Below are 26094 nucleotides of genomic sequence, written 5' to 3' on the forward strand. Positions count from 1 at the left end.
CTCCTCAGCCCGGCGTCCCCTGCCGTACCGGCGCGGAGCCCCGGGGCGCGGGTGCGGGCGCTGCCTCCCCCCGGCCGGCCCTGGGCCGGGACTGGGTCAGTGCCGCGCCGGCGAGGACGATCACCGCGCCGACCGGTGTCGACCAGGACAGCGACTCGCCGAGGAGCGCGACGCCCGCGGCCGTGGCGATGACCGGGGTGAAGTACGTGACCATCTGGGCCGTCGTCGGGCCGACCTCGGCGACCAGGTCGTACTGGATGAGGAAGGCCACCCCGGTGCCGAGGACGCCGAGGGCCGCGACCGCCAGCAGCGGGAGCACCGGGAAGCTGGTCGGCACCGAGGTGAACAGCGGTGTCACGACGGCCAGTTGCAGCGTCGCCAGGCCCAGCTGGGCGCCGGTCAGCGAGAGGTGGGAGTGGCGGGAGCCGGCCAGCGTGCGGCGGACGTAGATCCAGCCGACCGGGTAGCTGAACGAGGCCAGCAGGGCCAGCGCCGTGCCCGTGACGTCGAGGCCGTGGAAGCCCTGCCAGACGCCCAGCACCGTCAGGACGCCGAGGAAGCCGATGCCGAGACCGGCCACCCGGCGGCGCGTCGGCCGGTCCTCGGACAGCGCGACCAGGGACAGGGCCATGCCCCACAGCGGTGAGGTCGCGTTGCAGATGCCCGCGAGCGACGACGGGATCGTCAGCTCCGAGAAGGCGAACAGGGAGAACGGCAGCGCGTTGAGCAGGAACCCGGCGACCGCCAGATGCACCCACGTCCACGCCCCGCGCGGGAGCCGCTGCCGCTTCACCGCCATCGCCGCCGCGACCACCGCCGTACCGAACGCCAGCCGCCCGAGCGTCACCTGGAACGGGGCGAAACTCTCGGTGCCCACCTTCATGAAGAGGAAGCTGAAACCCCACACGAGGGAGAGGAGCCCGAAGCGCAGCCGCCAGTCCACGACGCGGCGGGGTGTGGAGCGAACGGAGGCGGGGGAGGCGGAGGAGGCCGGAACACTGCTGCTCATGCAGCCAACGATGAGCCAACCGTCCTCGTAGCACAATCGAGATTTCGCACTGAGTATCTCGTAGTATCGCTTACATGTTGAACCTGGAGCGCCTGCGGACCCTCGACGCCCTCGCCCGGCACGGTTCGGTCAGCGGCGCCGCCGCCGGCCTGCACATCACCACCTCGGCCGTCTCCCAGCAGATGGCCAAGCTGGAGCGCGAAGCCGGTCAGCGGCTCCTCGCCAAGAACGGACGCGGCGTTCGCCTCACGGACGCGGGCCGCCTGCTCGCCGAGCACGCGGCCCGCATCCTCTCCCAGGTCGAGCTGGCCCAGGCCGACCTGGAGGCGCAGCGCGGACAGGTGGCGGGCGAGCTGAGGCTGTCGGCGTTCCCCACGGCCGCCCGCGGACTCTTCCCCGCCGCGCTGGCCACCCTGCGCGCCGAGCACCCCGCGCTGCGCCTGCGCTCCTCGGAGCTGGAGCCGGAGCGCGGCATCAGCGGCGTGGTGCGCGGGGACCTGGACCTCGCCGTCGTGCTCGACTGGTACAACAAGCCGATCCCGCTGCCCGACGGCCTGGTCAAGGCACCCCTCCTCGACGACCCCGCCGACGTCGCCATGCCGGCGGGCCACCGGCTCGCGGGCCGGGACGAGGTGGACCTCGCCGAGTTCGCCGAGGACGAGTGGATCACCTGGGGCGAGGGCGAGTTCTGCCACGAGTGGCTGATGTTCACGCTGCGTTCGAAGGGGATCGAGCCGATCGTCGGGCACCGCGCCGCCGAGACCCACACCCAGCTCGGGCTGGTCGCCGCGGGGCTCGGCGTGTGCATCGCTCCGCTGCTCGGCCGCCATCCGATGCCCCCGGAGGTCGTCACCGTGCCGCTGAAGCAGCGGGTGCGCCGGCACGTCTACGTCGTCTGGCGCGCCGACGCCGACCGCCGCCCGTCGATCCGGGCGGCGGTGGACGCGCTGCGGGCGACGGCGCGGGAGGTGGGGCAGGCGGAGTGAGCCGGACCCCGCCCCCGGGCGCGCGCGCCTAAGGAGACGCCAGCTTGCGGAAGTCCCAGGAGACGACCTTCTCCGGTGTCAGCCGCAGCCAGGCGTGCCGGCCGTCGTGCGGCATCTCCCGCAGACCGAAGTTCTTGCGGGCGAACAGCGTCTCGGGAAGGTCGAGTTCCGCGCACAGCTCGCCGATGCGCGGTGCCTCGCCCACGAACTCCGCCCGGCCGGTGAGCTCCACGCCCCGCAACTCGTCGTACTCCTCGCCGGTGTCGACGACGATCGCCACCCGCGGATCGCGCCGCAGGTGCGCCCAGCGCCGGCTGCGCACCACCGAGTACAGCCACATCGACGCGCCGTCCCAGACGAACCAGAGCGTGCTCACGTGCGGGGCCCCGCCGGCCGAGACGGTGGCGACCCGGCAGGTGCGCTGGGTGGTGAGGAAAGCCTCCAGCTCGCCGGACGTCATCATGATCCGGCGCCCCCGGCGCTGCGTCACGGTCATCCGGCCAGCCGGATCGAATCCCCGCTGACCGTGATCTGCACGGCGGGCAGCGGCTTGGGCGCGGGGCCGCCCTGCACACTGCCGTCGGTGATCGAGAAGTTGCTGTTGTGGCAGGGGCAGTTGATGACCCCGTCGGCCACGCTCTTCACGGCGCAGCCCTGATGGGTGCAGGTGGCGGAGAACGCCTTGAACTCGCCCGCCGCGGGCTGGGTGACCACCACCTTCTGGTCGGGGAACACCTTCCCGCCGCCCTCGGGGATGTCGGCGGTCGCCGCGAGGGCCGGTCCCGCCCCCGCGTTCTCGCCGCCGCCCGAGCCGCTGCTGCCGGCCTCCTGGGAGGCGGAACCGGAGGGGGCGGTGCCCGTGTCGCTCGAAGCGTCGTCGCCCGAGTCCGAGCAGGCGGCCAGCACGGCGGTGAGCCCCGCCGCTCCGGCCGCCGCCACGACGGTACGACGGGCCGGTCCCGCTGCGGGATGAAACGGTGCGCTGGTCATGCTGGGGTTCCCTTCCGGGGTGGGGGCGTGATGATCTGCCGAGAGGTACGGCCCCGTGGCACGTGCTGTTCAGACCGTGCCGAGATGCTGTCGCGTCGGCGGTCTGGCGGGCGTAAAACACGGCTGTCGATTCGCTGTCGGCCGCACACCGGCCAGGCACCGACCACGTACCGGTCACGCGCCGTGCACCCGCGCCACGCCGGTAACCTGGGGCGATGCTCAAGGAAGTCATCGCGACCCGCTACATCACGCCGTTGCGTGAGGGCGGCTCGCTGCCGGGACTCGTCGAGGGGGACGACCTCGGGACCTACGTCCTGAAGTTCACCGGCGCGGGACAGGGCCGCAAGACGCTCGTCGCCGAGGTGGTCTGCGGCGAACTCGCCCGCCGGCTGGGCTTCCGGGTGCCTCGGCTGGTGACCGTCGACGTCGATCCGGTGCTCGGTCTCGGCGAACCCGACCCGCAGGTGCAGGAACTGCTCAAGTCGAGCGGCGGCACCAACCTCGGCATGGAGTTCCTCTCCGGGGCGCTCGGGTTCGACCCGCTCGCCTTCGAGGTGAGCGCCGAGGAGGCCGGACGGATCGTCTGGTTCGACGCGCTGGTCAACAACGTCGACCGTTCCTGGCGCAACCCCAACCTGCTGCGCCTGCACGGCGAGACCTGGCTCATCGACCACGGTGCCACCATGATCTGGCACCACAACTGGCCCGGCGCCGAGGCCTCCGCCGCCCGCCCCTACGACGCCGCCGACCACGCGCTCGCCCGCTTCGCGCCGGACGTCCGCTCGGCCGCCGCCGACCTCGCGCCGCTGGTCACCGAGGAACTCCTCGCCGAGGTCACCGCCGAGATCCCGGACGTCTGGCTGCGCGACGAACCCGGCTTCGCCACACCCGACGACCTCCGCAGGGCCTACGCCGGGCCCCTGCTCGCGCGGGCCGCCACGATCCACGAACGCGTCAAGTGAGCCAAGGGGGAGCGGTGAGCGACCGCCACGTCTTCGAGTACGCGCTGCTGCGCGTCGTGCCCCGCGTCGAACGCGGGGAGTGCGTCAACGCCGGCGTACTCGTCTACTGCCGGGCCAGGTCCTACGTCGGTGCCCGCACCCACCTCGACGAGGGCAGGCTGCTGGCCCTGGACCCGCGGGTGGACCTGCCCGGGGTGCGGGCGGCGCTGCGTGCCGTGGAGGGGGTGTGCGCCGGAGGGGACGCGGCGGGCCAGGCGGCCGAGGACGATCCCGGCCGCCGGTTCCGCTGGCTGATCGCCCCCCGCTCGACCATCGTCCAGCCGGGCCCCGTCCACACCGGCCTCACCGCCGACCCGGCCGCCGAGACGGAACGGCTCCTCGACCTGCTGGTGCGGTAGGCCCCGGCGCCGACGAGGTACCGCGTCCTTCCTCCGGGCCGGCCCGCCGGACACTCAGGCGCGTCGGCGGCGCCGGACCACCCAGCCCGTCGCGAGCGCGGCGGCGGTCACGAAGCTCAGGCCGATGCCGATGTCCCAGCCGCCGGGACCGGTGCCCGAGGCGCCGCCCAGGCCGCCCTGCGTGCCGAGCGTCGGCGTCACGGCGGGAGAGACCGCGGGCGCGGGCGTGGTGACGACCGGGGCCGGCGTCGTGGGGGCCGGACGCGGCAGTGAGGTGGCGGAGATCGTCGGGAGCTGGTCCCCGCGCGGATGCGCGGCGCCGCCGTCCCGGATCTCACGGATGCCGCCCTGGTCGAACGAGTCCAGGCCGTCGGAGTGCGACGTCCCGGGACGGTTCTGGTTCTGGTCGGGGCGGCCCTCGTCGAGTCGGCCGTCTCCCGGCCGACCGGGAGCGAGGCCGCCTCCGCCGGGGGCGTTCCCTTCCGGCCGGACCTGGCCCGGTCCGCCTCCCTCGGGCAGACCCTCGTCCAGTCGCCCGTCGTCGAGTCCACCCCCGTCCAGCCGCCCGTCGTCGGCTCCGCCCCCGTCGAGGCGGCCGTCGTCGGGCGTTCCCTCGCCCAACGACGCGTCGCCGGAGGGGTCTTCGTACAGCGCGTCCGGGCACAGCGGGGCCGGGTCGCCCGGATCCTCGTTCAGCCCGATCGGTACCGCTTCCTGGTAGGTGGAGCTCCGGCAGTCCTGTTCCAGGCTCGAGTAGAGGTCCTGGGCGGGTGCGGGGTCGGCCAGCGGCACGATCGCGGCGATCGCGACGGCTATGCCTGCTGCACCGGTACGACGGCGCATGGACGCCTCCTTTCCGGCCACGAGTGGCTCGCGCTTCGACGCTAGGGGCCCGGCAGCGCGGCGGCCCGCAGCGCTGGGCCGATCGGGCGACCGGGGAGGGCCGGCGCGCCCGGAAGAGCGGGTAATGGATCACACCGGCCCGGTGTCCCGTTGACACCGGGTGCCAGGGCTTCTAGCGTCACGTCTGCGGAAGGTACTAAGCGGTCGCTCACCCGAGGGCGCACGCTCCGCACGGGCCGCATCCCCAGGACGAGGAGAAGCAGCGAATGTCCACCACTGAGCAGCGGGTCGCCGTAGTCACCGGAGCCGCGCGCGGCATCGGCGCCGCCACCGCCGTACGACTGGCCGCCGAGGGCCGTGCCGTCGCCGTCATCGACCTCGACGAGGCCGCCTGCAAGGACACCGTGGAGAAGATCACCGCGGCCGGCGGCAGGGCCATCGCGGTCGGCTGCGACGTCTCCGACGAGGCGCAGGTCGAGGCGGCCGTCGCGCGGATCGCCGAGGAGCTGGGCGCGCCGACGATCCTCGTCAACAACGCGGGCGTGCTGCGCGACAACCTGCTGTTCAAGATGAGCGTCTCCGACTGGGACACCGTCATGAACGTGCACCTGCGCGGTGCCTTCCTGATGTCGAAGGCCTGCCAGAAGCACATGGTGGACGCCAAGTTCGGCCGCATCGTCAACCTGTCCTCCTCCTCCGCGCTCGGCAACCGCGGCCAGGTCAACTACTCCGCCGCCAAGGCCGGCCTGCAGGGCTTCACCAAGACCCTCGCCAAGGAGCTGGGCAAGTTCGGCGTCACCGCCAACGCCGTCGCCCCCGGTTTCATCGCCACCGAGATGACCAAGGCCACCGCCGACCGCGTCGGCATGGGTTTCGAGGACTTCAAGGCCGCCGCCGCCACCCAGATCCCGGTCGCGCGCGTCGGTGAGCCCGACGACATCGCCAACGCCATCGCCTTCTTCACCGGCGAGGCCGCCGGCTTCGTCTCGGGCCAGGTGCTGTACGTGGCCGGCGGACCGCTCGACTAGGGCGCGCGGAGACTAGGGAACACTGGGATTAGGGACCACTGACATGACTGAACTCCCCGCCCTCTCCGGCAAGGTCGCGCTCGTCACGGGCGCCAGCCGCGGCATCGGCTACGGCGTCGCCGAGGCGCTCGTCGCACGCGGTGACCGGGTCTGCATCACCGGCCGCAACGAGGACGCCCTGAAGGACGCCGTCGAAAAGCTCGGCGCCGACCGGGTCATCGGCGTCGCCGGCAAGGCGCACGACGAGGCCCACCAGGCGGTCGCCGTCGAGCGCGTGATGGAGGCCTTCGGGCGCGTCGACTTCCTGGTCAACAACGCCGGCACCAACCCGGTGTTCGGGCCGATCGCCGACCTCGACCTGAACGTCGCGCGCAAGGTCTTCGAGACCAACGTGATCTCGGCACTCGGCTTCGCCCAGCGCACCTGGCACGCCTGGCAGAAGGACAACGGCGGCGCGATCGTCAACATCGCCTCGGTCGCGGGCCTTTCGCCCTCGCCCTTCATCGCCGCGTACGGCGTGAGCAAGGCCGCGCTGATCAACCTGACAGCGCAGCTGGCGCACGAGTTCGCACCCAAGGTGCGGGTCAACGCGATCGCCCCGGCGGTCGTGAAGACCAAGTTCGCCGCAGCGCTGTACGAGGGGCGCGAGGAGGAGGCCGCCTCGGGCTACCCGCTGGGCCGGCTCGGCGTGCCCTCCGACATCGGCGGCGCCGCGGCGTTCCTCACCTCGGAGCAGTCCGCCTGGGTCACCGGTCAGACGCTCGTCGTCGACGGCGGCATCTTCCTGAACGCCGGCGTGGCCTGATCTCGCCCACGAGGACCCTCAAGATCGATCCCCGACACGGGCGCCGTCGACGAGAACGGCGCCCGTGTCCGCGTATCGGAACCCGGTGCACGATGACAACGTAGTCATCGCCAAATGATCAAAACCCCTGTTCAGAAGGGGGTTCAGGGGGCGTGGTGCTGCGGTATGGTCTGCCGACCCTTGGTACGGCGGATCGAGGAGCGTGCGCGTGTTCAACCGGAAGCGGGGCCTGCGGCGGGTCGCGGTCATCGTGTCCATATCGTCACTGGTCACCGGGTGCGGCATCCTGTCGTCCGACAGTTCGCAGGACGAGGAGCCGATCGTCGTGGGGACGACCAGTGCCCCCAGCACCCTCGATCCGGCCGCTTCGTGGGACGGCTCCTGGGAGTTGTTCCGGAACATCTACCAGACGCTGCTCAGCTACCCCAGTGGTGCCACCGCGCCCCAGCCCGACGCCGCGGAGCAGTGCGCGTTCACCGACACCACGAACCAGGTGTACCGCTGCGAGCTGCGCGAGGGCCTGACCTTCTCCAACGGCGACGCCCTCGACGCCCAGGCCGTCAAGTACTCGATCGACCGCATCAAGGACATCAACGTCAACGGTGGTCCGGCCGGTCTGCTCGGCAGTCTCGAACGCGTCCAGGCCCCCAGCGAGCGCGAGGTGGTCTTCCACCTCAACAAGCCCGACGCCACCTTCCCGTTCGTGCTCGCCACGCCCGCCATGTCGATCGTCGCCCCCGACGACTACCCCGCGGACGCCCTGCGCGAAGGCAGCAGTGTCGTGGGATCGGGCCCGTACACGCTCCAGTCGTACGAGGACGGGGAACGCGCCGAACTCGTGCGCAACGACCGCTACAAGGGCTTCGCCGAACGGCAGAACAAGGCGGTGACCATCCGCTACTTCACGGACTCCGCCGGCATGGTGAAGGCCCTGCGCGACGGCGACATCCAGGTGACCTACCGAGGCCTTGCCGCCGACGACGTCATCACGCTCCAGGGCAAGGCGGGCAAGGAGGAGAACCTCCAACTGGTCGAGGGCAGCGGTACGGAGATCAGCTACCTCGTCTTCAACCCCGAGGACCCGTGGGCGGGACGCAGGGAAGTGCGCCAGGCCGTCGCCCAGGTGATCGACCGGGCGGCGATCGCCCACAAGATCTACCAGGACACCGTCGATCCGCTGTACTCGATGGTCCCCAAGGGCCTCACCGGTCACACCACGGGCTTCTTCGACGACTACGGCGACCCCAGCGTCCCCAAGGCCCGTGAGCTGCTCGAGGACGCCGGCATCACCGACCCGGTCCCGCTGACCCTCTGGTACACCACCGACCGCTACGGCTCCGAGACGGCCAAGGAGTTCAAGGAGATCAAGCGGCAGCTGGACGCCTCGGGCCTGTTCGAGGTCACCCTCAAGAGCCGCCCCTGGAAGACGTACGTCGCCGGCTACCAGAAGGGCGAGTACCCGGTGTTCGGCCGCGGCTGGTCGCCGGACTTCCCCGACGCGGAGAACTTCATCGCCCCCTTCGTCGGCGAGCAGAACGCGCTCGGCACGCCCTACCTCACCCCGGAGATCACCGGCGAACTGCTGCCGCGCTCCCGCCGCCAGAGCGACCGGGGCAACGTGGAGCGGGACTTCGAGCGGGCGCAGCAGATCATGGTGAACGACGCGCGGCTGCTTCCGCTGTGGCAGGGCAAGCAGTACGTCGCCGCCAGTACGGACATCTCGGGCGCGGAGCAGGCCCTGGACCCGTCGACGATCATGATGATGTGGCGGCTCCACCGGAAGACGAGCTGGTAGCGGCCACCGGGGCGGGCAGCCGCTCCGTGGCACCGCCGAAGGCGAGGTACAGGGTCCGCGCGGCGAGCAGCCACTCGCCGCCGACCTTGCGGAAGGTGTCCTCGTAGTGGCCGACGTTGGCCGGGAGCCGCGGCGCGACCATCCCCTCGACGTGCCCGTCGACACGGTAGGTCGTCAGGTAGGACGTCGCGGTCGCCGTCGTCGCGGAGTCCACGGTGACGAGGATGTTCGTCATCAGGCGGCGCGACAACCGGTCCGCCGGCCGGGATCCGAAGTACGTCCGCAGCGCCTCCCGGCCCTCGACACGGCGGTCGCCGCCGGGCCATTCCCACACCCCGTCCACCGTGAACAGGTCGGCCGCCGATCCGGGGTCGCCGAGGTCGAGACGGTGGACCAGGTCCACGATCAGACGTTCGCAGGCCCGCTCCGCGAGCAGGCGTTCCGTGGGACTCATCGCTTCGGCGGTCATCGCCCCTTCCTATCAGCGCGGCTCCGTCGCGGGACAGCGCTTTTCCGGGTGCCTGCCGGCGCACCCGTTGTCAGTGGGCGCCGGTAGGTTCTACGGGACTGGAAGCGACCGCACAGCGTAAGGAAGTTGACGTGACCGACATCGCCATGCTGCCCGAGTCCTGGCGCGAGGTGCTGGGCGGCGAACTGCAAGAGCCCTACTTCAAGGAGCTGATGGAGTTCGTCGAGGAGGAGCGGGCGAACGGCCCCGTCTACCCGCCGCGCGAGGAGGTCTTCGCCGCGCTGGAGGCCACGCCCTTCGACCGGGTGAAGGTACTGGTCCTCGGCCAGGACCCCTACCACGGCGAGGGCCAGGGGCACGGGCTGTGCTTCTCGGTGCGGCCCGGCGTGAAGGTCCCGCCGTCCCTGCGCAACATCTACAAGGAGATGCACGCGGAACTGGACACCCCGATCCCGGACAACGGCTATCTGATGCCGTGGGCGAAGCAGGGCGTCCTGCTGCTCAACGCGGTCCTCACGGTCCGTGCCGGCGAAGCGAACTCGCACAAGGCACGCGGCTGGGAGCTGTTCACCGACGCGGTGATCCGCGCGGTGGCCGGCCGGACCGACCCGGCGGTCTTCGTGCTGTGGGGGAACTACGCGCAGAAGAAGCTGCCGCTGATCGACGACTCGCGGCACGTCGTGGTCAAGGGCGCCCACCCCTCGCCGCTGTCCGCGAAGAAGTTCTTCGGGTCCCGGCCGTTCACGCAGATCAACGAGGCGGTCGCCGCGCAGGGCCACGAGCCGATCGACTGGACCATCCCGAACCTGGGCTGACCCCGGCGCCCGGGCCGGCCGGTCGCGGACCGGCCCGGGCACGCCCGGTGCCGCCTGACCGGGAATGCGCGCGCGTGCGGTTAGCGTCGTCGGGACACCCGACACGGGCACGGAGGACGCGGTGGCGAAGGGACAGGAGCAGGCGGCGCCGGACGCCGTGCCGACGCGGATCGGCCAGGTGGTCATGCTGCATCACGCGGGGGACCGGGAGGAGGCCCGGCACCGCTTCCTCGCCCTGTGGGCGGAGATCGGCGAGCGCGGCGACCCCCTGCACCGCTGCACGCTGGCCCACTACCTCGCCGACACCCAGGACGACCCGGCCGAGGAGCTGGCCTGGGACCTGAGGGCGCTGTCGGCCGCCGAGGAACTGACGGAGGACCGTCTCGCCGGCCGGCACGAGGCCACGTCCGCCGCCCGCGCCCTGTACCCCTCGCTCCACCTGAACCTGGCCGCGGACTACGACCGGCTCGGTCATCGCGAGGCGGCCCGTCTCCACCTGCGGCGCGCCCGCACCGCCGCCGAGTCCCTCGCCCCCGGCCGCTACGGAGCGGGCGTACGCGCCTCGATCGACCGGCTGGAGCTGCGCCTTGACGGCCTTGACGGCCTCGACGGGCGGGACGGGCGGGACGGGTTCGACGGGACCGAGGGGTGGGGCCGGCCGCCGCGCCCGCGGCCGTAGCACTCGGGCCCGGCCCGACGGGCGTCGGCCGGTCTCAGCGGCCGTAGGCCTGCTCGCAAATGCGGGCCTCGGGGCTGCCCGGCCGCCAACCGCCGTACTGCTTCCCCAGGGAGCACACGTCCGCCTTCCCGCCGGCACCGGCGCCGGGCCTGCCGGGCAGGTCGGGCACCCGGGGCCGGGGTGTCGCGGGGGCGCGGGTGGGCTCGGGTGCCGCCGGGCGGGCGGACCGTCCGGGGGCACGGGCGGCCGGCGGATCGTGCGGCGCGGACCGCGGCGCCGGCGGCTTCGCAGGACGCGGCTCCCCGGTGGCCCGCTCCGGGCCGGGGGAGGGGCCGATCATCTCCAGCGCCTCGCGGGCCGGCGCCTGGACGACCCGTGGCTCGGCCGGGCCGTCCGGGCGGGGCGCGGTCGAGCGGGCGCGGGCCCCGGAGGAGTCGTCCACGGCCGGGCCCTCGACCGTCGTACAGCCGGTCAGGGCCGAGACAGCCACGGTCAGCAGAAGCGTTGCGGTGGTCGTCGTTCGATGCACCCGCGACACTCTGCTGCTTCGGGCCCGTCAACCGGAGCCGGACAAGCGGAGGTTGCCCCACACGGGTGATCTCCGGCCCCGTACGGAGGCCCGTGGGCGACGGGAGGTGACGTCAGTCTCCCGTGGCTCCGTCCAGGCGCTCTCGGATCAGGTCCGCGTGCCCGTTGTGACGCGCGTACTCCTCGATCATGTGGGTGTGGATCCAGCGCAGGGTGTAGCGCTCACCGGTGCGCAGGTGCTTGCCGCGGGTGGGCTCGTCCAGGGGGACGCCGGCCGTGTTGCGCCGGGCCGCCTCGATCTCCGCCTGCCAGGTGGCGTGCGCCTCGGCGAACGTGTCCGCCCCGGTGAGCCGGAACTCGCCCTCCGGGTCCTCGTCGGAGTAGTAGATCGGACCGGCGTCCTCGGCCGCCAGCACCCTGCGGTACCAGCTGCGCTCCACCTCCGCCATGTGCCGGACCAGTCCCATCAGGGACAGCGTCGACGGTGCCACGGCGGCCGTCCTCAGCTGCTCGTCGGTCAGCCCCTCGCACTTCCAGGCGAGGGTCTGCCGGTGATACTCGACCCAGCCCTCCAGCATGGCGCGTTCGTCGGCGTCGACGGGGGGTTCACGGCGTTCAATCGTCATGGCGGCATCCTCGCCCGGACCGGCCCGTCCCACCAGGGGATTTCAGCCCCCGCACGGACCCTCGCGCAGGCCGCGGCACCCGTCGTCCAGCATGCCGTCCAGGAGCTCGCGCAGCCCCGACCGCACGTCCTGGAGGCTCGGCACCTCGGCGTGGAAGGTCCCGGCCACGCAGCTGAACATCAGGCCGTCCGCCCAGGCGACCAGGGAGAGCACGTGCCGGGCCGGGTCGGCCGAGCCCATCGCCGTGACCAGGGTGCCCAGTTGCTCGCGGAAGCGGGCGCCCGCAGCGTCGAAGTGCGCCCGCAGTTCCGGACGGCGCGTGGCCTCCAGGGCCAGTTCGTAGCGGGCCAGCGTCAGCGCGCGGTTGCGGGTCAGGGCACGGTGGGTCGCCAGCGCCAGTGCGTCGGCCAGGGCCTCGAGACCGGCGCGCGGATCCGGCATCTCGTGCAGGGCCAGCACCCGCGCCTCCCGGTCGGCCAGGCGGCGCACCGCCAGTTCCAGCAGTGCCTGCCGGGTCCGCGCGACATTGGACGTGGAGCCCTGGGGGAGCCCGGCCAGCCCGTCGACCGCACGGTGCGTGAGCCCGCGCATGCCGCGCTCGGCGAGCAGCGCCAGGGCGGCGTCGGCGACGAGGTCGGCGCGGGAGGCGCCGGACGCGGCCCCGGAGGGCCCGGACGAGGCGGCAGGAGCGGACATGGAGATCAATCTACCGGCTTCACTACGGCTGTAGTACAGTCGGCGGTGTCTGCTACTACAGGTGTAGTGAGTCCGCGCCGGACACAGCGCGGAGCAGAGCGTCGAGGAGAGTCATGACAAGCACGAAGACGGCCGTCGTGATCGGCGGCGGCATCGGCGGCCTGACCGCGGCGGCGGCCCTGCACCAGAGCGGTCTGCGAGTCACCGTGCTGGAGCGCGCCCCCTCGCTCCGGCCGGTCGGCGCGGCCATCTCGCTGTCGCCCAACGCCCTGCGCGCCCTGGACGTGATCGGCCTCGGCGACGAGATCCGCGACCTCGCCGCCTGGCAGGGCGACGGCGGACTGCGCACCCCCGGCGGGCGCTGGCTCTCCCGGTCCAGCGCCGAGGCCGCCGAGGCGCGATTCGGCGGTCCGCTGGTGCTGCTGCACCGCTCCACCCTCGCCGACCGCCTGTCGGCGCTGCTGCCGCCGGACGCCGTCCGCACCGGCGCCGACGCGCAGCTCGCCGACCCGGGCGACGACGACCGTCCGGCCAGGGTGCGCACGCCGGACGGCGAGCTGGAGGCCGACCTGGTCGTCGGGGCCGACGGCATCCACTCCGCCGTACGCCGCGCGCTGTTCCCGCGCCACCCCGGCACCGTGTACTCGGGCTTCACCACCTGGCGGATCGTGATCCCGGTCCCCGGCGTGGAGTTCGCCTCCCACGAGACCTGGGGCCGGGGCCGCATCTGGGGCACGCACCCGCTCAAGGACGGCCGGGTCTACGCCTACGCCGCCGCCGTCACCCCGGCCGGCGGTCACGCGGCCGACGAGCGGGCCGAACTGCTGCACCGTTACGGCGACTGGCACGACCCGATCCCCGCCGTCCTCGCCGCCGCCCGCCCCGAGGACGTGCTGCGCCACGACGTGCACCACGTCGCCGAGCCGCTGCCCGCCTATCACCGCGGCCGGGTCGTCCTCCTCGGGGACGCCGCGCACGCCATGCCGCCCAACCTCGGCCAGGGCGGCAACCAGGCCATCGAGGACGCGATCGTGCTCGCCCACCACCGCCGGGACCTCGCCGCCTACACGGCCGCCCGGCTGCCCCGCACGACCGCGATCGCCCGCCAGGCCGTCAAGGTGGCCCGCCTCAACCTGATGGGCAACCGTGCCGGGATCGCCGTCCGGGACGCCGTGATCGCCGCCCTGTCCAAGGCCGGACCCGCCCTGTTCCTGCGCGGCTTCGACGGCATCGCCGACTGGCGGCCCCCGCAGCCCCCGTATGCTTCCCGGCGGACCCAGGTCGGCGAGCACCACGAGCGTTAGAGGAGCACACCCCGTGAAGGTCGGCTGCATCGGACTCGGCGACATCGCGCAGAAGGCCTACCTGCCGGTGCTCGCCGCCCTCCCCGGCATCGAACTGCACCTGCAGACCCGCACCCCGGCCACCCTCACCCGCGTCGCCGGCAAACTGCGCATCCCGCCCGCGCAGCGCCACGCCGGCCTCGACGCGCTCCTCGCCGAAGGGCTCGACGCCGCCTTCGTGCACGCGCCGACCGCCGCCCACCCCGAGATCGTGACCCGGCTGCTGGAAGCCGGCGTCCCGACCTACGTCGACAAGCCCCTCGCCTACGAACTCGCCGACTCCGAGCGCTTGGTCACCCTCGCCGAGGAGCGCGGCACCAGCCTCGCCGTCGGCTTCAACCGGCGCCACGCGCCCGGGTACGCGCAGTGCGCCGAGCACCCGCGCGAGCTGATCCTCATGCAGAAGAACCGCACCGGCCTGCCCGAGGACCCGCGCACGATGATCCTCGACGACTTCATCCACGTCGTCGACACCCTCAGGTTCCTGGTGCCGGGGCCGGTCGACGACGTGACCGTGCGCGCCCGCGCCGAGGACGGCCTGCTCCACCACGTCGTGCTCCAGCTCGCCGGGGACGGCTTCACCGCGCTCGGCGTGATGAACCGGCTCAGCGGTTCGGCCGAGGAGATCCTGGAGGTCTCGGGCCAGGACACCAAGCGCCAGGTGGTCAACCTCGCCGAGGTGATCGACCACAAGGGCCAGCCCACCGTGCGCCGGCGCGGCGACTGGGTCCCGGTGGCCCGGCAGCGCGGCATCGAGCAGGCGGTGCTGGCCTTCCTCGACGCGGTGCGCTCCGGCGAGGTGCTCAGCGCCCGGGACGCGCTGGAGACCCATGAGCTGTGCGAGCGGGTGGTCCGGGCCGTGCTGGACGGCCCGGCCTGAGCCGCACCGTCCGTACGCCCACGGCGGCGCCCCAGGCCGCGAGGGTCCCCAGCGCCGCGTACACCGTCCAGTCGCCGTAGCGGACGTACGGCGTGGTGCCGTGGGTGACGGGGACCTCGTACACCCGTGACGCGCTCGCGTCGGTGCCGAGCCACGAGCCGATCCGGGCGCCGTTCGCGTCGTAGACGGCGGAGACTCCGGTCAGCGTCGCGTGCACCATCGGCCGACCGGTCTCGGCGGCGCGCAGCGCGGCGAGGGAGGCGTGCTGCCCGGGGGCCCAGGTGTGCTGGAAGGTCGAGGTCGAGGACTGGGCGACCAGCACCTCCGCACCGTCGGCGGCGAGGCTGCGGCTCATGTCGGGGAACGCGCTCTCGAAGCAGACCATCGGACCGATCCGCAGCCCGTCGCCGACGTCCATCACCACCTGCTCGGTGCCCCGCCTGCGGTCCTCGCCGGCCGCCTTGCCGACGGAGGTGGCCCAGCCGAGCAGCGAGCGGAACGGCACGTACTCCCCGAAGGGGACCAGCCGCATCTTGTCGTACCGGTCGCCGGTCGGGCCGTCGGGGCCGACGAGCACCGAACTCTTGTAGATGCCGGGCTTGTCCGAGCGCCGTGCGTCCACGTTGACCAGGATGTCCGCGCCGGTCTCGCGGGACAGCGCGGCGAGCCGCCGGGAGAGGTCCGGCCGGTCGTCCAGGTCGAAGCCGACGCTGCTCTCGCCCCAGACGATCAGGTCGAGGTCCCGGTCCGCGAGCCGCCGGGTGAGCTGCTCCTCGCGGTCGAACCGGCGGTCGGCGCTGTCCGCCCCGGCGACGACGCCCGGCTGCACCACGGCGATCGCCGCCCGCTCGCCGGGGTCCGGACGCGGTGACCAGACCCAGGCCGCCGAGGTGGCCGCGGCCGTGGCGACCAGCCCGGCCAGGGCCGGCACCCTCGCCCGGCGCACGGCGACCAGGACGGCGACGGCGACGTTGACGGCCACCACCAGGAAGCTGAGCAGCCACACCCCGCCCACCGAGGCGAGCCGCAGCGCCGGGGCCACCTGCCACTGACTGGCACCGAGCATCCCCCAGGGGCCGCCGAGCCCCTGCCAGGAGCGGACCAGTTCCGCCAGCAGCCAGCCCGAGGGCAGCACCAGGAGGGCCGCGGCGACCCGGCCGCCGGACGGTGCCCCGCCCAGCGTCCTGCGCACCAGCCAGCCCCACGGGGCCCAGAGCACGCCCAGCAGCGCGGCGATGACGAACGTGAACACGTGCAGGTTCGGCAGCAGCCAGTGGTGCATGGCCAGCACGAACCCGAACCCGCCGCACCACCCGTCGTACGCCGCCCGCTTCCCGCCCGGCGCGGTACGGGCCAGCAGGACCCAGGGGACCAGCGCGAACCAGGCCCACCACCACTGGGCGGGGCCCGGGAAGGCGAGGACGGGCAGGGCTCCGGCGAGCACGGCGAGGACCGAGCGCCGCCACGGGGAGGCGAGCCAGTGGTCGGACTTCTGCATGGGCGCCTCCTTACCGAATGGTGCTTACCCGGTGATCCGCACAGTGTGCGCCCGCGACGACGGCGAATTCAGTTGATCACACAGAGGTTCGTCCAGCACGGGAGACTTTGCCCACCCTTCCCCTAGGATGATCGATGATCGATCAAACGAGACGCGTGGAGGTATCGATGACGCGACCCATCACGGTGGTCACCGGCGGCAGCCGGGGGATCGGCGCTGCGACCTGTCTGCGCCTCGCGGCGGACGGGCACGACGTCGTCGTGGGCTACGCACGCGACTCGGCGGCCGCGGAAGCGGTCGTGGCGGGGGTGCGCGAGGCCGGAGGCCGGGGGATCCCGGTGCGGGCGGACACGTCCGTCGAGGCCGACGTCGAGCGCCTCTTCGACGTGGCCGAGGAAGAGCTGGGCCCCGTGTCGGGGCTGGTGAACAACGCGGCCGTGACCGGCCCGCTGGGGCGGCTCGCCGACAGCGACACCGCGGATCTGCGCCGGGTCCTCGACGTCAACCTGCTGGGCGTGCTGCTGTGCGCCCGGCGGGCGGCGCGGCTGATGACGCCGCGGGGGAGCGGCGCGATCGTGAACGTGTCGTCGGGCGCCGCGACCCTCGGCAGCCCGGGGGAGTACGTGCACTACGCCGCGAGCAAGGCGGGCGTCGACGCGCTGACGCTGGGCCTGGCCAAGGAACTCGGCCCGGACGGCATCCGGGTCAACGCCGTCGCGCCCGGGGTGATCGACACCGAGATGCACGCGGCGGCGGGCGATGCCGGGCGCGTGGCCCGGATCGGGGCGGCGGTGCCGATGGGTCGCGCGGGCCGGGCGGAGGAGATCGCCGCGGCGATCGCGTGGCTGCTGTCGCCCGAGGCGTCGTACGCGACGGGAACGGTGCTCCGGGTGGCGGGCGGACGCTGACGGCCGCCCGGGGAGCCGGCCCCGGCCGGCTCAGGCCGCTTCGACGACCTCGCCGCGGATCGCGGTCGCCCACTCGACCACCAGCAGCTCGTACTCCACGCGCTCCTGCGCGGACAGGGTCCCGCCCGCGCGGCGCCACAGCGCGCGGATCTCATCGTTCAGTTCCGCGGCGGACCGCACGGAACCAGGCGTCACGTAATCGGGGGACATGCCGCCAAGCCTAGGGGCAAGCACTGACACTGCGCTACCGGACGGCTACACAAACAGTTCGCCTCGGCCGGCGGACTAGACGGCGTGCGGACCGAGGGCCCCCGTCGTAGAGACCGTCCACGCCGGCGGCCTCGTGACCCATGCGGGTCCTGACCGGACCCTTCCCGGGGAGCCCCTGCGTACCGACGGCGCGAGCCCGGGTGTTCAGATGCTGTTGGCGATGCGCTCGTGGTCCCGCTCGCCCTCACGGGTCTGGATCCCGGCGGCGAGCAGCTTGTGGGCGAGTTCGGTGACGTCGTCGCCGAACGCCGCGTACAGGCCTTCGTTCTCCACGGTGTATGCCGTGCGGGGAATCGGAGGAGCGATCGCGTCGACCGCGGCCTTGGTGATCGAGACGACCTCCGGTCGCAGGCCGGCGATCCGCCGGGCCAGGGTGCTCACGAACGCGTCGAGTTCCTCGGCGGGCAGTGCACGGTTGATCAGGCCGTAGCGTTCCGCCAGTTCCGCGCCCACGAGTTCGGCGCCGAGGATGAGTTCCAGTGCGCGGGCTCGGCCTGTCAGGCGCGTCATGTTCACCGTGCCGCCGCCTCCGGGGAGGATCCCCATCAAGGACTCCGGCTGTCCCTGCCCCGACTTGCCGATCGCCGCGAAGCGCATGTCCAGGTACATGAAGAACTCGTTGCCCGCACCGCGCGCGAAACCCGCGAGCTTGCCGATGGTGAGCTGGGGCAGCGAGCGGACCTCCTCGCTCAGCGCCTGGAGGATGTTCAGCCCCTCGGGAAGGGGCGTGTCCGGTGCGGCCGCGATCGCGGCGCGGGTGGCTGCGGGCAGCGCGTCCGGATCGGTGAGGTAGGCCATGTCGCCGTGTGCGATGAAGAACTCCGGGTCGGCGCTCTCGAAGACGATGACACGGACCTCGGCGTCGTCACGCACCCGCGCGACGAACGCCCGCAGGGACGGCAGCAGGACCGCGTCCATCAGATTCAGGGGCGGGTGATCGATGGTCACCGTCGCGACCCCGTCCGAGACGTTGATCGTCAGGGCGGAGAGGTCGTCGTAGCTCATGGGGTGGCTCCACTTCGTATGAGGGCCGCGGCGCGACCGTGCCGCGCGGCGGACTGGAGTGGGTGAGTCTCGGCTTCATGCCTGACACTGAGTATCACGTTATGAATCGAGTGCCAGAAAAGCAAACGTGTGTGGCGGAGTACACTTGGCTTCATGAGTGCAGCACCCGTCGGTACCCGTGAGATCGGCCGTCACGCGGTACGGGCAGAGCTGGCCCGCGTGGCGTTCAACCGGTTCTGCCTCACCGGTTTCAACCAGGTCACCTTCGCCGACCTCGCCGAGGCGGCCGGAGTGTCGCGGAGCACCTTCCTGCGCTACTTCGGAACCAAGGAGGACGTGGTCCTGTTCGTCTTCGACCCCGTCGGTGACGTCATCGCCGACGCGCTCGACGCCGAGCGGGCCGACGAGGACGACTGGAGCAGGCTGCGCGGCGCCCTGGAATCGGCCGCGACCTTCCTCGTGCGCGATGTCCAGCACCTTGCGACGATCCTCGACCTCGTCGACCAGACCCCGGCCCTGTGCGCACGGCTCCGCGAGAAGCAGACCGAATGGCGACCCAAGATCGTCGCCCGGCTGCAGGAGACGGCCTCCCCGGCCGACGGATCAGCGGTCGTCGCCGACGTGCGCGCCGCAGCAGCACTCGAATGCCTGTGGATCGTCCTCGGGCACTGGAGCGCGAGCGGCGGCCGAGAAGACCTCGGCGACCTGCTGGACACCGCGTTCGCCGCCTTCTCCACCCCCGCACGCGCCCAGACGGGTGCCCCGTTGTAAAGGGGCGAGCGGACGGTGTCCAGGCCCGGCCGCTGGCCGCCGAACCCGGGTGCGAGGCCGCAGCGGGGGCAGGGACGCTGCGGCGGGCCGATGGGGCCCGGCTCCTATGCCTCGGCAGGTGCCCCGTTGTCCCTTCCCGCCTGCACCAGGCCCGTCTGGTACGCGATGACGACGAGCTGTGCCCGGTCGCGGGCGTCGAGTTTCGTCATCGCGCGGTGAATGTGCGTCCGTACCGTCAGCGGGCTGACCACCAGCAGCTCGGCGATCTCCGCGTTGGACCTGCCCTCGGCCGCCAGGGCCATCACTTCCCGTTCCCGGCCGGTGAGGTCTGCGAGCCGTTCCGGGGGCGCCAGGCAGGTGCCGGGGGCCGGGGAGGTGAGGAAGCGGGTGATCAGGGTGCGGGTGGCGCCGGGGGACAGCAGCGCCTCTCCGGAGGCCACCGTGCGAATGCCGGCCAGCAGGGCGTCCGCGGTGACGTCCTTGCCGAGGAAGCCGCTGGCCCCGGCCCGCAGCGCCTGAGCGACGTAGTCCTCGGTCTCGAAGGTGGTCAGGATCAGCACCCGGGTGCTCGCCAGCTCTGGATCGGCGCAGATCCCAGCGGTGCCGGACAGGCCGTCCGTCCCGGGCATGCGGATGTCCATGAGCACCACATCGGGGTGGTGGGTTCGGGCCAGCTCCAGTGCTTCCGCCCCGTTGGACGCCTCCCCGACGACCTCCATGTCCGAGCAGGAGTCGATCAGGATGCGGAACGTGGCCCTGAGCAGGGCCTGGTCGTCCGCGAGCAGCACCTTCACGGTCATGGAGACTCTCCTTCGACGGCGGCGGACGGTTGCAGCGGCAGCGCGGTGGTGACCTCGAAACCGCCCTCCGGGCGGGGCCCCGCGCACAGGTCGCCGCCGATGGACTGGGCGCGCTCCCGCATGCCCAGCAACCCGAAACCGCCGGACGTCCCGTTGACGGCGGTGGCGGTGGCGGTGGCGGTGGCCGGGCCGTCATTGCTGACGGTGATGAGCAGCCGGGAGTCGGCGTAGGTGAAGCCGACATGGGCGGCGCGTTCGGGGGCGTGCTTGGCGACGTTGGTGAGGGCTTCCTGCACGATCCGGTACGCGGTCAGGTCCACGCCCGGCGTCAGCGGACGGCGCACGCCCTGCTGGTGGACGACGACTTCCAGGCCCGCCGAGCGGTAGGAGTCGATCAGCTCGGGAAGGCGGGCGAGTCCCGGCGCCGGGTCCAGGCCCTCGCCCTTGGGCCGGTCGTCCTGGCGCAGCAGGCCCAGGGTGGCCTTGAGCTCGCGCAGCGCCGCGGAGGTGGTGCCGGTGAGGTCGTCGAGGATCTTCCGGCTCTGCTCGGGGTTGCTGCGGGAGAGGTGGGCGGCGGTGCCGGCCTGGGCGTTGGCGAGGGCCAGGTGGTGGGCCACGACGTCGTGCAGCTCGCGGGCGATGCGCATGCGTTCCTCGGTGACCCGCAGCCGGGCCTCCTCCTCCCGGGTGCGTTCGGCGTGCTCGGCTCGGGCCTTGACCGCTTCCAGGTAGTCGCCGCGCAGCCGGGCCAGGCTGCCGCCGACGAGCGGCAGGGCCATCCAGAACACCGGGCCGATCACGGTCAGGACCGGGGAAAGGTCGCGCATGCCGTCGGAGAACAGGTTCACGGTCAGCAGGGCCACCGTGGTGACGAGCGCGTACAGGCGAACGGTCCGGCGGTCGCACAGGACGGCCAGCCAGTACATCGCGGCGAGCAGCGGGGCCAGCAGCATCGGGGTGAGCAGATAGCCGCGCGCGATCGCGGCGATGGTGACGCCGGCGACCACGACCACGACCGTGCGGGTGTGGGTGCGGTACTTCAGCAGGACGAAGCAGGACGCGCCGAGCATGACCTCCAGCGACTTCCCCGTGTCCGGGCGGTCGACGCCGGGGAGGCTGAGCTGGGTGCCGAAGAAGGCGCAGCCGATGAGGGCCAGCACCATCGTCACGTCCAGGAAGCGGGGGAAGCGCGAGAAGCGCGACGCGTACTGCTCCACGCGCTCGGTGTAGCGCTCGAGGCTGCTGCTCATGGTCGGTTCTCTCGGTGAGGGACTGGCATCCATGGTGGACGATGCGAAGCCGCCCGGATCGCCGGGGCGACCCCGGGCGGCTTCCGCGCATCCGGTCAGGCGCGGGTCAGGTCCTTCTCGACCGGTCGCGCCTCGGGCTCGGCCGGGCGGGCCAGGGCTTCGCCCTCCACGTCGACCCGGGGCAGGATCCGGTCCAGCCACTTCGGCAGCCACCAGGCCCGCTCGCCGAGCAGGGCGAGGACCGCCGGGACGATCGCCATCCGGACCACAAAGGCGTCGAGCAGGACGGCCGAGGCGAGGCCGAAGCCGATCATCTTGATCATGGCGTCGCTGTCCCCGATGAACCCGGAGAACACCGCGATCATGATCAGCGCGGCGGCCACGACGACCCGGGCGCTGTGCTCGAACCCGGAGGTCACAGCCTGGGCGGGCCGCTCGCCGCGGACGTACGCCTCGCGCATCCGCGAGACCAGGAAGACCTCGTAGTCCATCGCGAGGCCGAAGACGATGCCCACCAGGAAGATCGGCATCAGGCTCATGATGGGACCGGTGGTCTCCACGCCCAGCAGGTCGGCGCCGTGGCCCTGCTGGAAGACCACGACGACCGCGCCGAGCGAGGCGAGCACCGAGAGCAGGAAGCCGACGGCCGCCTTCAGCGGAACCAGGACCGAGCGGAAGACCACCAGCAGCAGGATCACGGCGAGCCCGACCACCACGAGCAGGTACGGCACCAGCGCGGACTGCACCTTCTCGGAGACGTCGATGTTCATCGCGGTAGTCCCGGTGACCTCGAAGGTCGCCCCGGCCGCGGACTCGATGCCGGGCCGGTCACCGCGGATGGTGTTGACCAGGTCCTTGGTCTCCTGGCCGGTCGGCGCGGTGGCGGGGACGACGGAGAAGACGGCCGTGTCGCCGGATTCGTTGAACTGGGCCGGGGACACCGACACCACGCCCTCGGTGCCGCCGATCCGCTCGGAGACGGTCTCGGCCGCGGCCTTCGGGTCGTCGGCGTCCTTGGCGTCCACGACCACGGTCAAGGGTCCGTTGAAGCCGGGGCCGAAGCCCTCGGCGAGCGCGTCGTAGGCCCGCCGCTGGGTGGTCTCGGTGGACTTGGCCTCGTCGCCGGGCATACCGAGCTGAAGGTCGGTCATCGGCAGCGCCAGGGCGCCGAGGCCCGCGACGGCCGCGAGCAGCACGGGCAGGGGGCGGCGCAGTACGAAGCTCGCCCAGCGGGTGCCGCCGTTGACCTTGCGCGTCTCCCGCGGCGTACCGCCCGCTCGGCGGCCCTTGCGGCCCTTGCGGCCCTTGCGGTCCTTGCGGTCCTTGCGGTCCTTGCGGGGCAGTATGGCGTCGGGCCAGAAGCCGAGGAAGGCCGGGACCAGGGTCAGCGCGATGAGGACGCCGACGACGACCGCGCCCGCCGCGCCCAGGCCCATCTCCGTCAGCATCGGGATGCCGACGACGGAGAGACCGGCGAGTGCGATGACCACGGTGAGCCCGGCGAAGACCACCGCGGAGCCCGCGGTGCCGGTGGCGAGGGCGACGGCCTCCTCGGGCGTCCGCCCCTTGGCACGCTCCTCGCGGTAGCGGGAGACGATGAACAGCGCGTAGTCGATGCCGACGGCCAGGCCCAGCATGATCGCCACGGTGCTGGTGGTGTCGGCCAGGCCCAGCGGACCGGCCAGGGCCGTGATGGCGAACAGGCTGATGCCGACGCCGATGAGCGCGGTGAGCAGCGGAAGTCCGGCGGCGGCCAGTGAGCCGAAGGTGATCAGCAGGACGACGGCGGCGACGGAGATGCCGATGGCCTCGGCGGTGCCGCTGGGTCCGCCCATGTCCTCCATGGCGTCGCCGCCTGCCTCGACGGTGAGCCCCGAGTCACGGGCGTGCTCGAGCGACTCGTCCAGGTGGCTGCGGCTGGCGTCGGTGAGGCCTGCGGCGTCGACCTTGTAGGTCACGGTCGTGTACGCGGTGGAGCCGTCCTCGCTGACCGCGCCGGACTCGTACGGATCGACGGTGCTCGCGACCTGGGTGCCGTCCTGGAGTTCGGCTATCGCGGCCTCGACGGCCTCCTTGTTCTCGGCGGCGGTGACCTTCTCGCCGTTCGGCGAGACGAAGACGACGCGGGCGGTGGCGCCGTCGGCGGCGGCGCCGGGGAACCGCTCCTCCATCAGGTCGAAGGCTTCCTGCGACTCGATCCCCGGCATGGAGAAGGGTTCCTCCTCCGCCTCCGGCGCGGTCATGCCGGCGAGTCCTACGGCGGCCAGCACGGCGGCCCAGAAAAGGGCGACGGTCAAGCGTCGCCTGAAGGCCAAGCGGCCCATTCGATACAGGAAAGCAGCCACGGGGAGGGTCTCCACATCCGGGTCTCGAAGGTGCCTCCAGACTGCTGAAGAGGGGCGTGTCCTGTCGTCGTCCGGCTGCCGACACTGCGCGGTACTGAATACGCAGTACTACGCGTTGTGCGGGTCCCACCCGGGGACGACAGCGGGTCGGCCTCAGGTCGCGGGGCGGGCCCGCGGGCCGCACCGCTCGGAGGAGTCGGGATACCTGCGCCGATGCTGCGCCGCGGCCGGTCAGGGGGCGGGGGCCAGTGCGGCCGCCCACCGCGTGAAGATCTCGGCGTACCGGGCCGGGTCGGACTGGTGCATCATGTGTGACGCCTCCGGCACCGACTCGTAGTCGGCCTTCACCCCTGCCGCTTCCATCAACCGCCACGCCTGCGCGGCCTGTTCGTCGGAGAGCGCCCCGAGCGGATTCCCGGTCACCGTTCCGGCCGGTCACGCCACTGCCGCCGTGGACGGCCGGAACGGCACACCGCCCTCCGCCCGGCCCGGCCGTGCAGCCGCCGGCGAATCAGGGCTCGACGAACTTGTCCGCCACACCCCGTTCCAGGTAGTCGTCCGGCAGATCCCGGATGACCAGCTCGGCTTCGGTGCGGCCGGTGTGCAGCCGCCAGTAGGCGTCGGCGATCGTCTGCGGCTGGGAGTCGTGGCCCCCTTGGCCGATGAAGGCGGCGATCGCCACGTGTGCGGCGTAGACGCCGGTGCCGGCGAGCGCCGCGTGGAGGTTGAGGATCCAGTTGCGCATCCCGCCGGTGGCGATCTGGGCGTTCGCCACGTGCGGGGCGATCACCGGCCCCGACCCCGCCCCGCTGCTGATCAGAATCGTCCCCGTGCCGCGCTCCAGCATGCCGGGCAGGACGTGCTGCACCGCCGCCACGCCCCCGAGCAGATAGAGGTCCAGCTGGGCCAGAACCGAGTCGACGGTGACCTTCGTGGCCTCGACCAGCGGCGCCCGGCGCAGATCGGCCGGGGACGGCGCGGGAGAGTACTCGAGTATGCCGATCGGTCCCAGCCGCTCCTCGGCGGCGGTGAGCGCCGCGTGCAGCGCGGGACGGTCGGTCACGTCGGCGGGAAACGCCTCGGCCCGCACGCCCATGTCGGACAGGTCGTCGGCCACCGCCTGCAGCGTCGTACGGCTGCGGGCGATCAGTGCCACGTCGACCCCCTCGGCGGCGAACCGTCGGCCGATCGCGCGCCCCAGTTGCGGGCCCGCGCCCACGATCGCGAGCGTACTCAAATCCCCACCTCGTTATCCTTGAATCGACTTCCGGACCGCGGACGTCGGATCTTCGATGCAATGCCGGAACAACGGTAGGAAGCGTGTGGTCCCGGCGCCTCGGACCGGCGCGTCAGCCCGAACGGGAGATTCGCGACAACGATGAGCGGCACTTTCTCGGCAGACGTGAGCGGCGCGAACGCCTTCAGCGACTTCGCACACGAGTGGCGGAGCCGGATGGGCGAGACCTTCGCGCTGGCGCCCTTCCGCCGGACCACCGTGTCCGGCTTCTCGGCGCGGTCCCGCGGGTTCCGGGTGCGGGACATGATGTTCAACCGCTTCGAGACCGCGGCCGCCCTGCGGACGGCGGGCCGACGGGTCGGGGCCGACGATCACGTACGCCTCTGGATCGTCCACCGGGGGACCTGGCGGTTCGAGGAACCGGGAGGCGCCGAGCACACGGCACAGGCCGGTCGCCTGCTGGTACAGACGGGGACGCTGTCCCACTTCTCCGCGACGCCACGCACCGTCGTGCAGGTACTCGTCCTGCCCGCCGCAGAGGTGCGGTCCGGGCGGCGCGGGCCGGCCTCCGGTCCGGGCGACACCGCCGAGGTGCGGCTGCTGACGGCGCACGCCGCCATGGTGGGCCGGATGCTGGACCGTCTCGGGCCGGCCGGGGTCGACGGCGCCCGCAGCACTCTGGCCGAGTTGGCCCGGGCCGCCGCCTGGGGCGGCCTGGACGACGTCGAGCCCCTGTTGTCGCCGGCCCTGGCCCAAGCCGCGCGGGACCTGGCCGACCGCCGGCTCACCGACCCCGCGCTGTCCCCCTCGGCTCTCGCCCGGGAGCTGAACGTCTCCCCGCGCACCCTCCAACGGGCCTTCGCCAGGGAAGGCCGACCGCTGAGCACCTACATACGGTGCCGTCGCCTCGAGGAGGCATGCCGCGCACTCGTCGCACCGCACCGGCGGATGACCGTCACGGAGATAGCCGCCCGCTGGCAGTTCGCCGACAGCGGCCACTTCGCCCGCGCCTTCCGCAGGTACTACGGCCGGACCCCGACCGACTACGCAGCGACCGCTGCTCGTGAGTCGGTTGCCACGCAGCCGTGCGGGGCCGGTGCCGCCACCCGCCCACGGTAGGGACGCCCGGGCCGGCCCGGGCACACCACCGGCAGACCG

Annotated in this window: 29 protein-coding genes; 13 read left to right on the forward strand and 16 right to left on the reverse strand. The window is 72.6% G+C overall.

The genetic code is table 11. From position 1 onward, the window contains the following. Positions 1 to 4: 4 nt before the first annotated feature. Positions 5 to 1009 (reverse strand): DMT family transporter, encoded by a 1005-nt coding sequence (locus tag NI25_RS32565; RefSeq protein WP_061445880.1) that lies wholly within the window; start codon positions 1007 to 1009, stop codon positions 5 to 7. A 74-nt stretch (positions 1010 to 1083) separates the two neighbouring features. Here NI25_RS32565 and NI25_RS32570 point away from each other — a divergent pair, with 74 nt between their 5' ends. Then, on the forward strand, positions 1084 to 1995 hold the full coding sequence (locus tag NI25_RS32570; protein ID WP_061445881.1) for a LysR family transcriptional regulator: 912 nt from the start codon (positions 1084 to 1086) through the stop codon (positions 1993 to 1995). Positions 1996 to 2023: 28 nt separating this feature from the next. On the opposite strand, the gene NI25_RS32575 is transcribed toward NI25_RS32570, so the two are convergent. Next, positions 2024 to 2491, reverse strand: coding sequence for a pyridoxamine 5'-phosphate oxidase family protein (locus NI25_RS32575; RefSeq protein ID WP_061445882.1), 468 nt, complete (start codon positions 2489 to 2491; stop codon positions 2024 to 2026). Beyond that, positions 2488 to 2985: a Rieske (2Fe-2S) protein gene (locus NI25_RS32580; protein WP_061445883.1), complete on the reverse strand. Its 498-nt coding sequence runs from the start codon at positions 2983 to 2985 to the stop codon at positions 2488 to 2490. Before NI25_RS32580 ends, NI25_RS32575 begins: the two co-directional genes overlap by 4 nt. A gap of 215 nt (positions 2986 to 3200) precedes the next feature. Between NI25_RS32580 and NI25_RS32585 the strand changes: the two genes are divergently transcribed. Both NI25_RS32585 and NI25_RS32590 read left to right on the forward strand, forming a co-directional pair. Further along, on the forward strand, positions 3201 to 3947 hold the full coding sequence (locus NI25_RS32585; protein ID WP_061445884.1) for a HipA family kinase: 747 nt from the start codon (positions 3201 to 3203) through the stop codon (positions 3945 to 3947). Between the two features lie 14 nt (positions 3948 to 3961). After that, complete coding sequence (locus tag NI25_RS32590) at positions 3962 to 4345, forward strand: DUF3037 domain-containing protein (protein ID WP_061445885.1); 384 nt, start codon at positions 3962 to 3964, stop codon at positions 4343 to 4345. Between the two features lie 54 nt (positions 4346 to 4399). Here NI25_RS32590 and NI25_RS32595 read toward each other — a convergent pair whose 3' ends face one another. Continuing rightward, the gene (locus NI25_RS32595) at positions 4400 to 5188 is read right to left on the reverse strand and encodes a hypothetical protein (protein WP_061445886.1); all 789 of its coding nucleotides are present in this window, start codon (positions 5186 to 5188) and stop codon (positions 4400 to 4402) included. 266 nt (positions 5189 to 5454) lie between these two features. Between NI25_RS32595 and fabG the strand changes: the two genes are divergently transcribed. The 3 genes from fabG to NI25_RS32610 all read left to right on the forward strand — a co-directional run bounded on the left by fabG (position 5455) and on the right by NI25_RS32610 (position 8816). After that, complete coding sequence (fabG, locus tag NI25_RS32600) at positions 5455 to 6216, forward strand: 3-oxoacyl-ACP reductase FabG (protein WP_061445887.1); 762 nt, start codon at positions 5455 to 5457, stop codon at positions 6214 to 6216. A gap of 43 nt (positions 6217 to 6259) precedes the next feature. Beyond that, complete coding sequence (locus NI25_RS32605; protein ID WP_061445888.1) at positions 6260 to 7021, forward strand: SDR family oxidoreductase; 762 nt, start codon at positions 6260 to 6262, stop codon at positions 7019 to 7021. A gap of 208 nt (positions 7022 to 7229) precedes the next feature. After that, a complete protein-coding gene (locus tag NI25_RS32610) occupies positions 7230 to 8816 on the forward strand; it encodes an ABC transporter substrate-binding protein (protein WP_061445889.1) in 1587 nt (528 codons plus the stop codon). On the opposite strand, the gene NI25_RS32615 is transcribed toward NI25_RS32610, so the two are convergent. Further along, the gene (locus NI25_RS32615) at positions 8776 to 9285 is read right to left on the reverse strand and encodes a nuclear transport factor 2 family protein (RefSeq protein ID WP_061445890.1); all 510 of its coding nucleotides are present in this window, start codon (positions 9283 to 9285) and stop codon (positions 8776 to 8778) included. The genes NI25_RS32610 and NI25_RS32615 overlap by 41 nt on opposite strands. A gap of 131 nt (positions 9286 to 9416) precedes the next feature. On the opposite strand from NI25_RS32615, the gene ung reads away from it, so the two are divergent. Both ung and NI25_RS32625 read left to right on the forward strand, forming a co-directional pair. Next, entirely contained in the window at positions 9417 to 10100 is a 684-nt protein-coding gene (gene ung, locus NI25_RS32620; RefSeq protein ID WP_061445891.1) for a uracil-DNA glycosylase, read from the forward strand. A 121-nt stretch (positions 10101 to 10221) separates the two neighbouring features. Then, positions 10222 to 10779 (forward strand): hypothetical protein, encoded by a 558-nt coding sequence (locus tag NI25_RS32625; protein WP_061445892.1) that lies wholly within the window; start codon positions 10222 to 10224, stop codon positions 10777 to 10779. 34 nt (positions 10780 to 10813) lie between these two features. Here NI25_RS32625 and NI25_RS32630 read toward each other — a convergent pair whose 3' ends face one another. The 3 genes from NI25_RS32630 to NI25_RS32640 form a co-directional block, all read right to left on the reverse strand. Then, positions 10814 to 11308, reverse strand: a complete 495-nt coding sequence (locus NI25_RS32630; protein ID WP_308189349.1) for a hypothetical protein — start codon at positions 11306 to 11308, stop codon at positions 10814 to 10816. Between the two features lie 112 nt (positions 11309 to 11420). Continuing rightward, positions 11421 to 11933, reverse strand: a complete 513-nt coding sequence (locus NI25_RS32635) for a DinB family protein (RefSeq protein ID WP_061445894.1) — start codon at positions 11931 to 11933, stop codon at positions 11421 to 11423. A 42-nt stretch (positions 11934 to 11975) separates the two neighbouring features. Then, complete coding sequence (locus NI25_RS32640; RefSeq protein WP_061447189.1) at positions 11976 to 12629, reverse strand: TetR/AcrR family transcriptional regulator; 654 nt, start codon at positions 12627 to 12629, stop codon at positions 11976 to 11978. 113 nt (positions 12630 to 12742) lie between these two features. On the opposite strand from NI25_RS32640, the gene NI25_RS32645 reads away from it, so the two are divergent. Together NI25_RS32645 and NI25_RS32650 are read left to right on the forward strand one after the other, a co-directional pair. Then, the gene (locus NI25_RS32645) at positions 12743 to 13933 is read left to right on the forward strand and encodes an FAD-dependent monooxygenase (protein WP_061445895.1); all 1191 of its coding nucleotides are present in this window, start codon (positions 12743 to 12745) and stop codon (positions 13931 to 13933) included. 13 nt (positions 13934 to 13946) lie between these two features. After that, positions 13947 to 14852 carry a Gfo/Idh/MocA family protein gene (locus NI25_RS32650; RefSeq protein ID WP_061445896.1) on the forward strand — a complete coding sequence of 302 codons (906 nt, stop codon included), beginning with the start codon at positions 13947 to 13949 and terminating at the stop codon, positions 14850 to 14852. On the opposite strand, the gene lnt is transcribed toward NI25_RS32650, so the two are convergent. Beyond that, positions 14776 to 16350, reverse strand: coding sequence for an apolipoprotein N-acyltransferase (lnt, locus tag NI25_RS32655; protein WP_061445897.1), 1575 nt, complete (start codon positions 16348 to 16350; stop codon positions 14776 to 14778). The two genes, NI25_RS32650 and lnt, sit on opposite strands and share 77 nt — an antisense overlap. A gap of 167 nt (positions 16351 to 16517) precedes the next feature. Between lnt and NI25_RS32660 the strand changes: the two genes are divergently transcribed. Then, positions 16518 to 17258: an SDR family oxidoreductase gene (locus tag NI25_RS32660; RefSeq protein WP_061445898.1), complete on the forward strand. Its 741-nt coding sequence runs from the start codon at positions 16518 to 16520 to the stop codon at positions 17256 to 17258. 30 nt (positions 17259 to 17288) lie between these two features. On the opposite strand, the gene NI25_RS32665 is transcribed toward NI25_RS32660, so the two are convergent. Beyond that, on the reverse strand, positions 17289 to 17468 hold the full coding sequence (locus NI25_RS32665) for a hypothetical protein (protein WP_061445899.1): 180 nt from the start codon (positions 17466 to 17468) through the stop codon (positions 17289 to 17291). A gap of 204 nt (positions 17469 to 17672) precedes the next feature. Further along, positions 17673 to 18533 (reverse strand): enoyl-CoA hydratase/isomerase family protein, encoded by an 861-nt coding sequence (locus NI25_RS32670; protein WP_061445900.1) that lies wholly within the window; start codon positions 18531 to 18533, stop codon positions 17673 to 17675. Positions 18534 to 18686: 153 nt separating this feature from the next. Between NI25_RS32670 and NI25_RS32675 the strand changes: the two genes are divergently transcribed. After that, positions 18687 to 19304: a TetR/AcrR family transcriptional regulator gene (locus NI25_RS32675; protein WP_061445901.1), complete on the forward strand. Its 618-nt coding sequence runs from the start codon at positions 18687 to 18689 to the stop codon at positions 19302 to 19304. 104 nt (positions 19305 to 19408) lie between these two features. Here the strand turns inward: NI25_RS32675 and NI25_RS32680 are convergent, their stop codons facing one another. From NI25_RS32680 to NI25_RS32700, 5 genes are all read right to left on the reverse strand, one after another. After that, entirely contained in the window at positions 19409 to 20104 is a 696-nt protein-coding gene (locus tag NI25_RS32680) for a response regulator transcription factor (RefSeq protein ID WP_061445902.1), read from the reverse strand. Then, complete coding sequence (locus NI25_RS32685) at positions 20101 to 21354, reverse strand: sensor histidine kinase (RefSeq protein ID WP_061445903.1); 1254 nt, start codon at positions 21352 to 21354, stop codon at positions 20101 to 20103. Before NI25_RS32685 ends, NI25_RS32680 begins: the two co-directional genes overlap by 4 nt. 95 nt (positions 21355 to 21449) lie before the next feature. After that, positions 21450 to 23699, reverse strand: coding sequence for an MMPL family transporter (locus NI25_RS32690; protein WP_061447190.1), 2250 nt, complete (start codon positions 23697 to 23699; stop codon positions 21450 to 21452). A gap of 231 nt (positions 23700 to 23930) precedes the next feature. After that, the gene (locus NI25_RS32695) at positions 23931 to 24122 is read right to left on the reverse strand and encodes a hypothetical protein (RefSeq protein WP_061445904.1); all 192 of its coding nucleotides are present in this window, start codon (positions 24120 to 24122) and stop codon (positions 23931 to 23933) included. Positions 24123 to 24210: 88 nt separating this feature from the next. After that, a complete protein-coding gene (locus NI25_RS32700) occupies positions 24211 to 24936 on the reverse strand; it encodes an SDR family NAD(P)-dependent oxidoreductase (protein ID WP_061445905.1) in 726 nt (241 codons plus the stop codon). 141 nt (positions 24937 to 25077) lie between these two features. Here NI25_RS32700 and NI25_RS32705 point away from each other — a divergent pair, with 141 nt between their 5' ends. Further along, positions 25078 to 26055 (forward strand): helix-turn-helix domain-containing protein, encoded by a 978-nt coding sequence (locus NI25_RS32705; RefSeq protein WP_061445906.1) that lies wholly within the window; start codon positions 25078 to 25080, stop codon positions 26053 to 26055. Positions 26056 to 26094: the final 39 nt, after the last annotated feature.

Origin of the sequence: Streptomyces sp. CCM_MD2014, assembly GCF_000772045.1 — a bacterium.
GTDB classification, from domain to species: domain Bacteria; phylum Actinomycetota; class Actinomycetes; order Streptomycetales; family Streptomycetaceae; genus Streptomyces; species Streptomyces salinarius.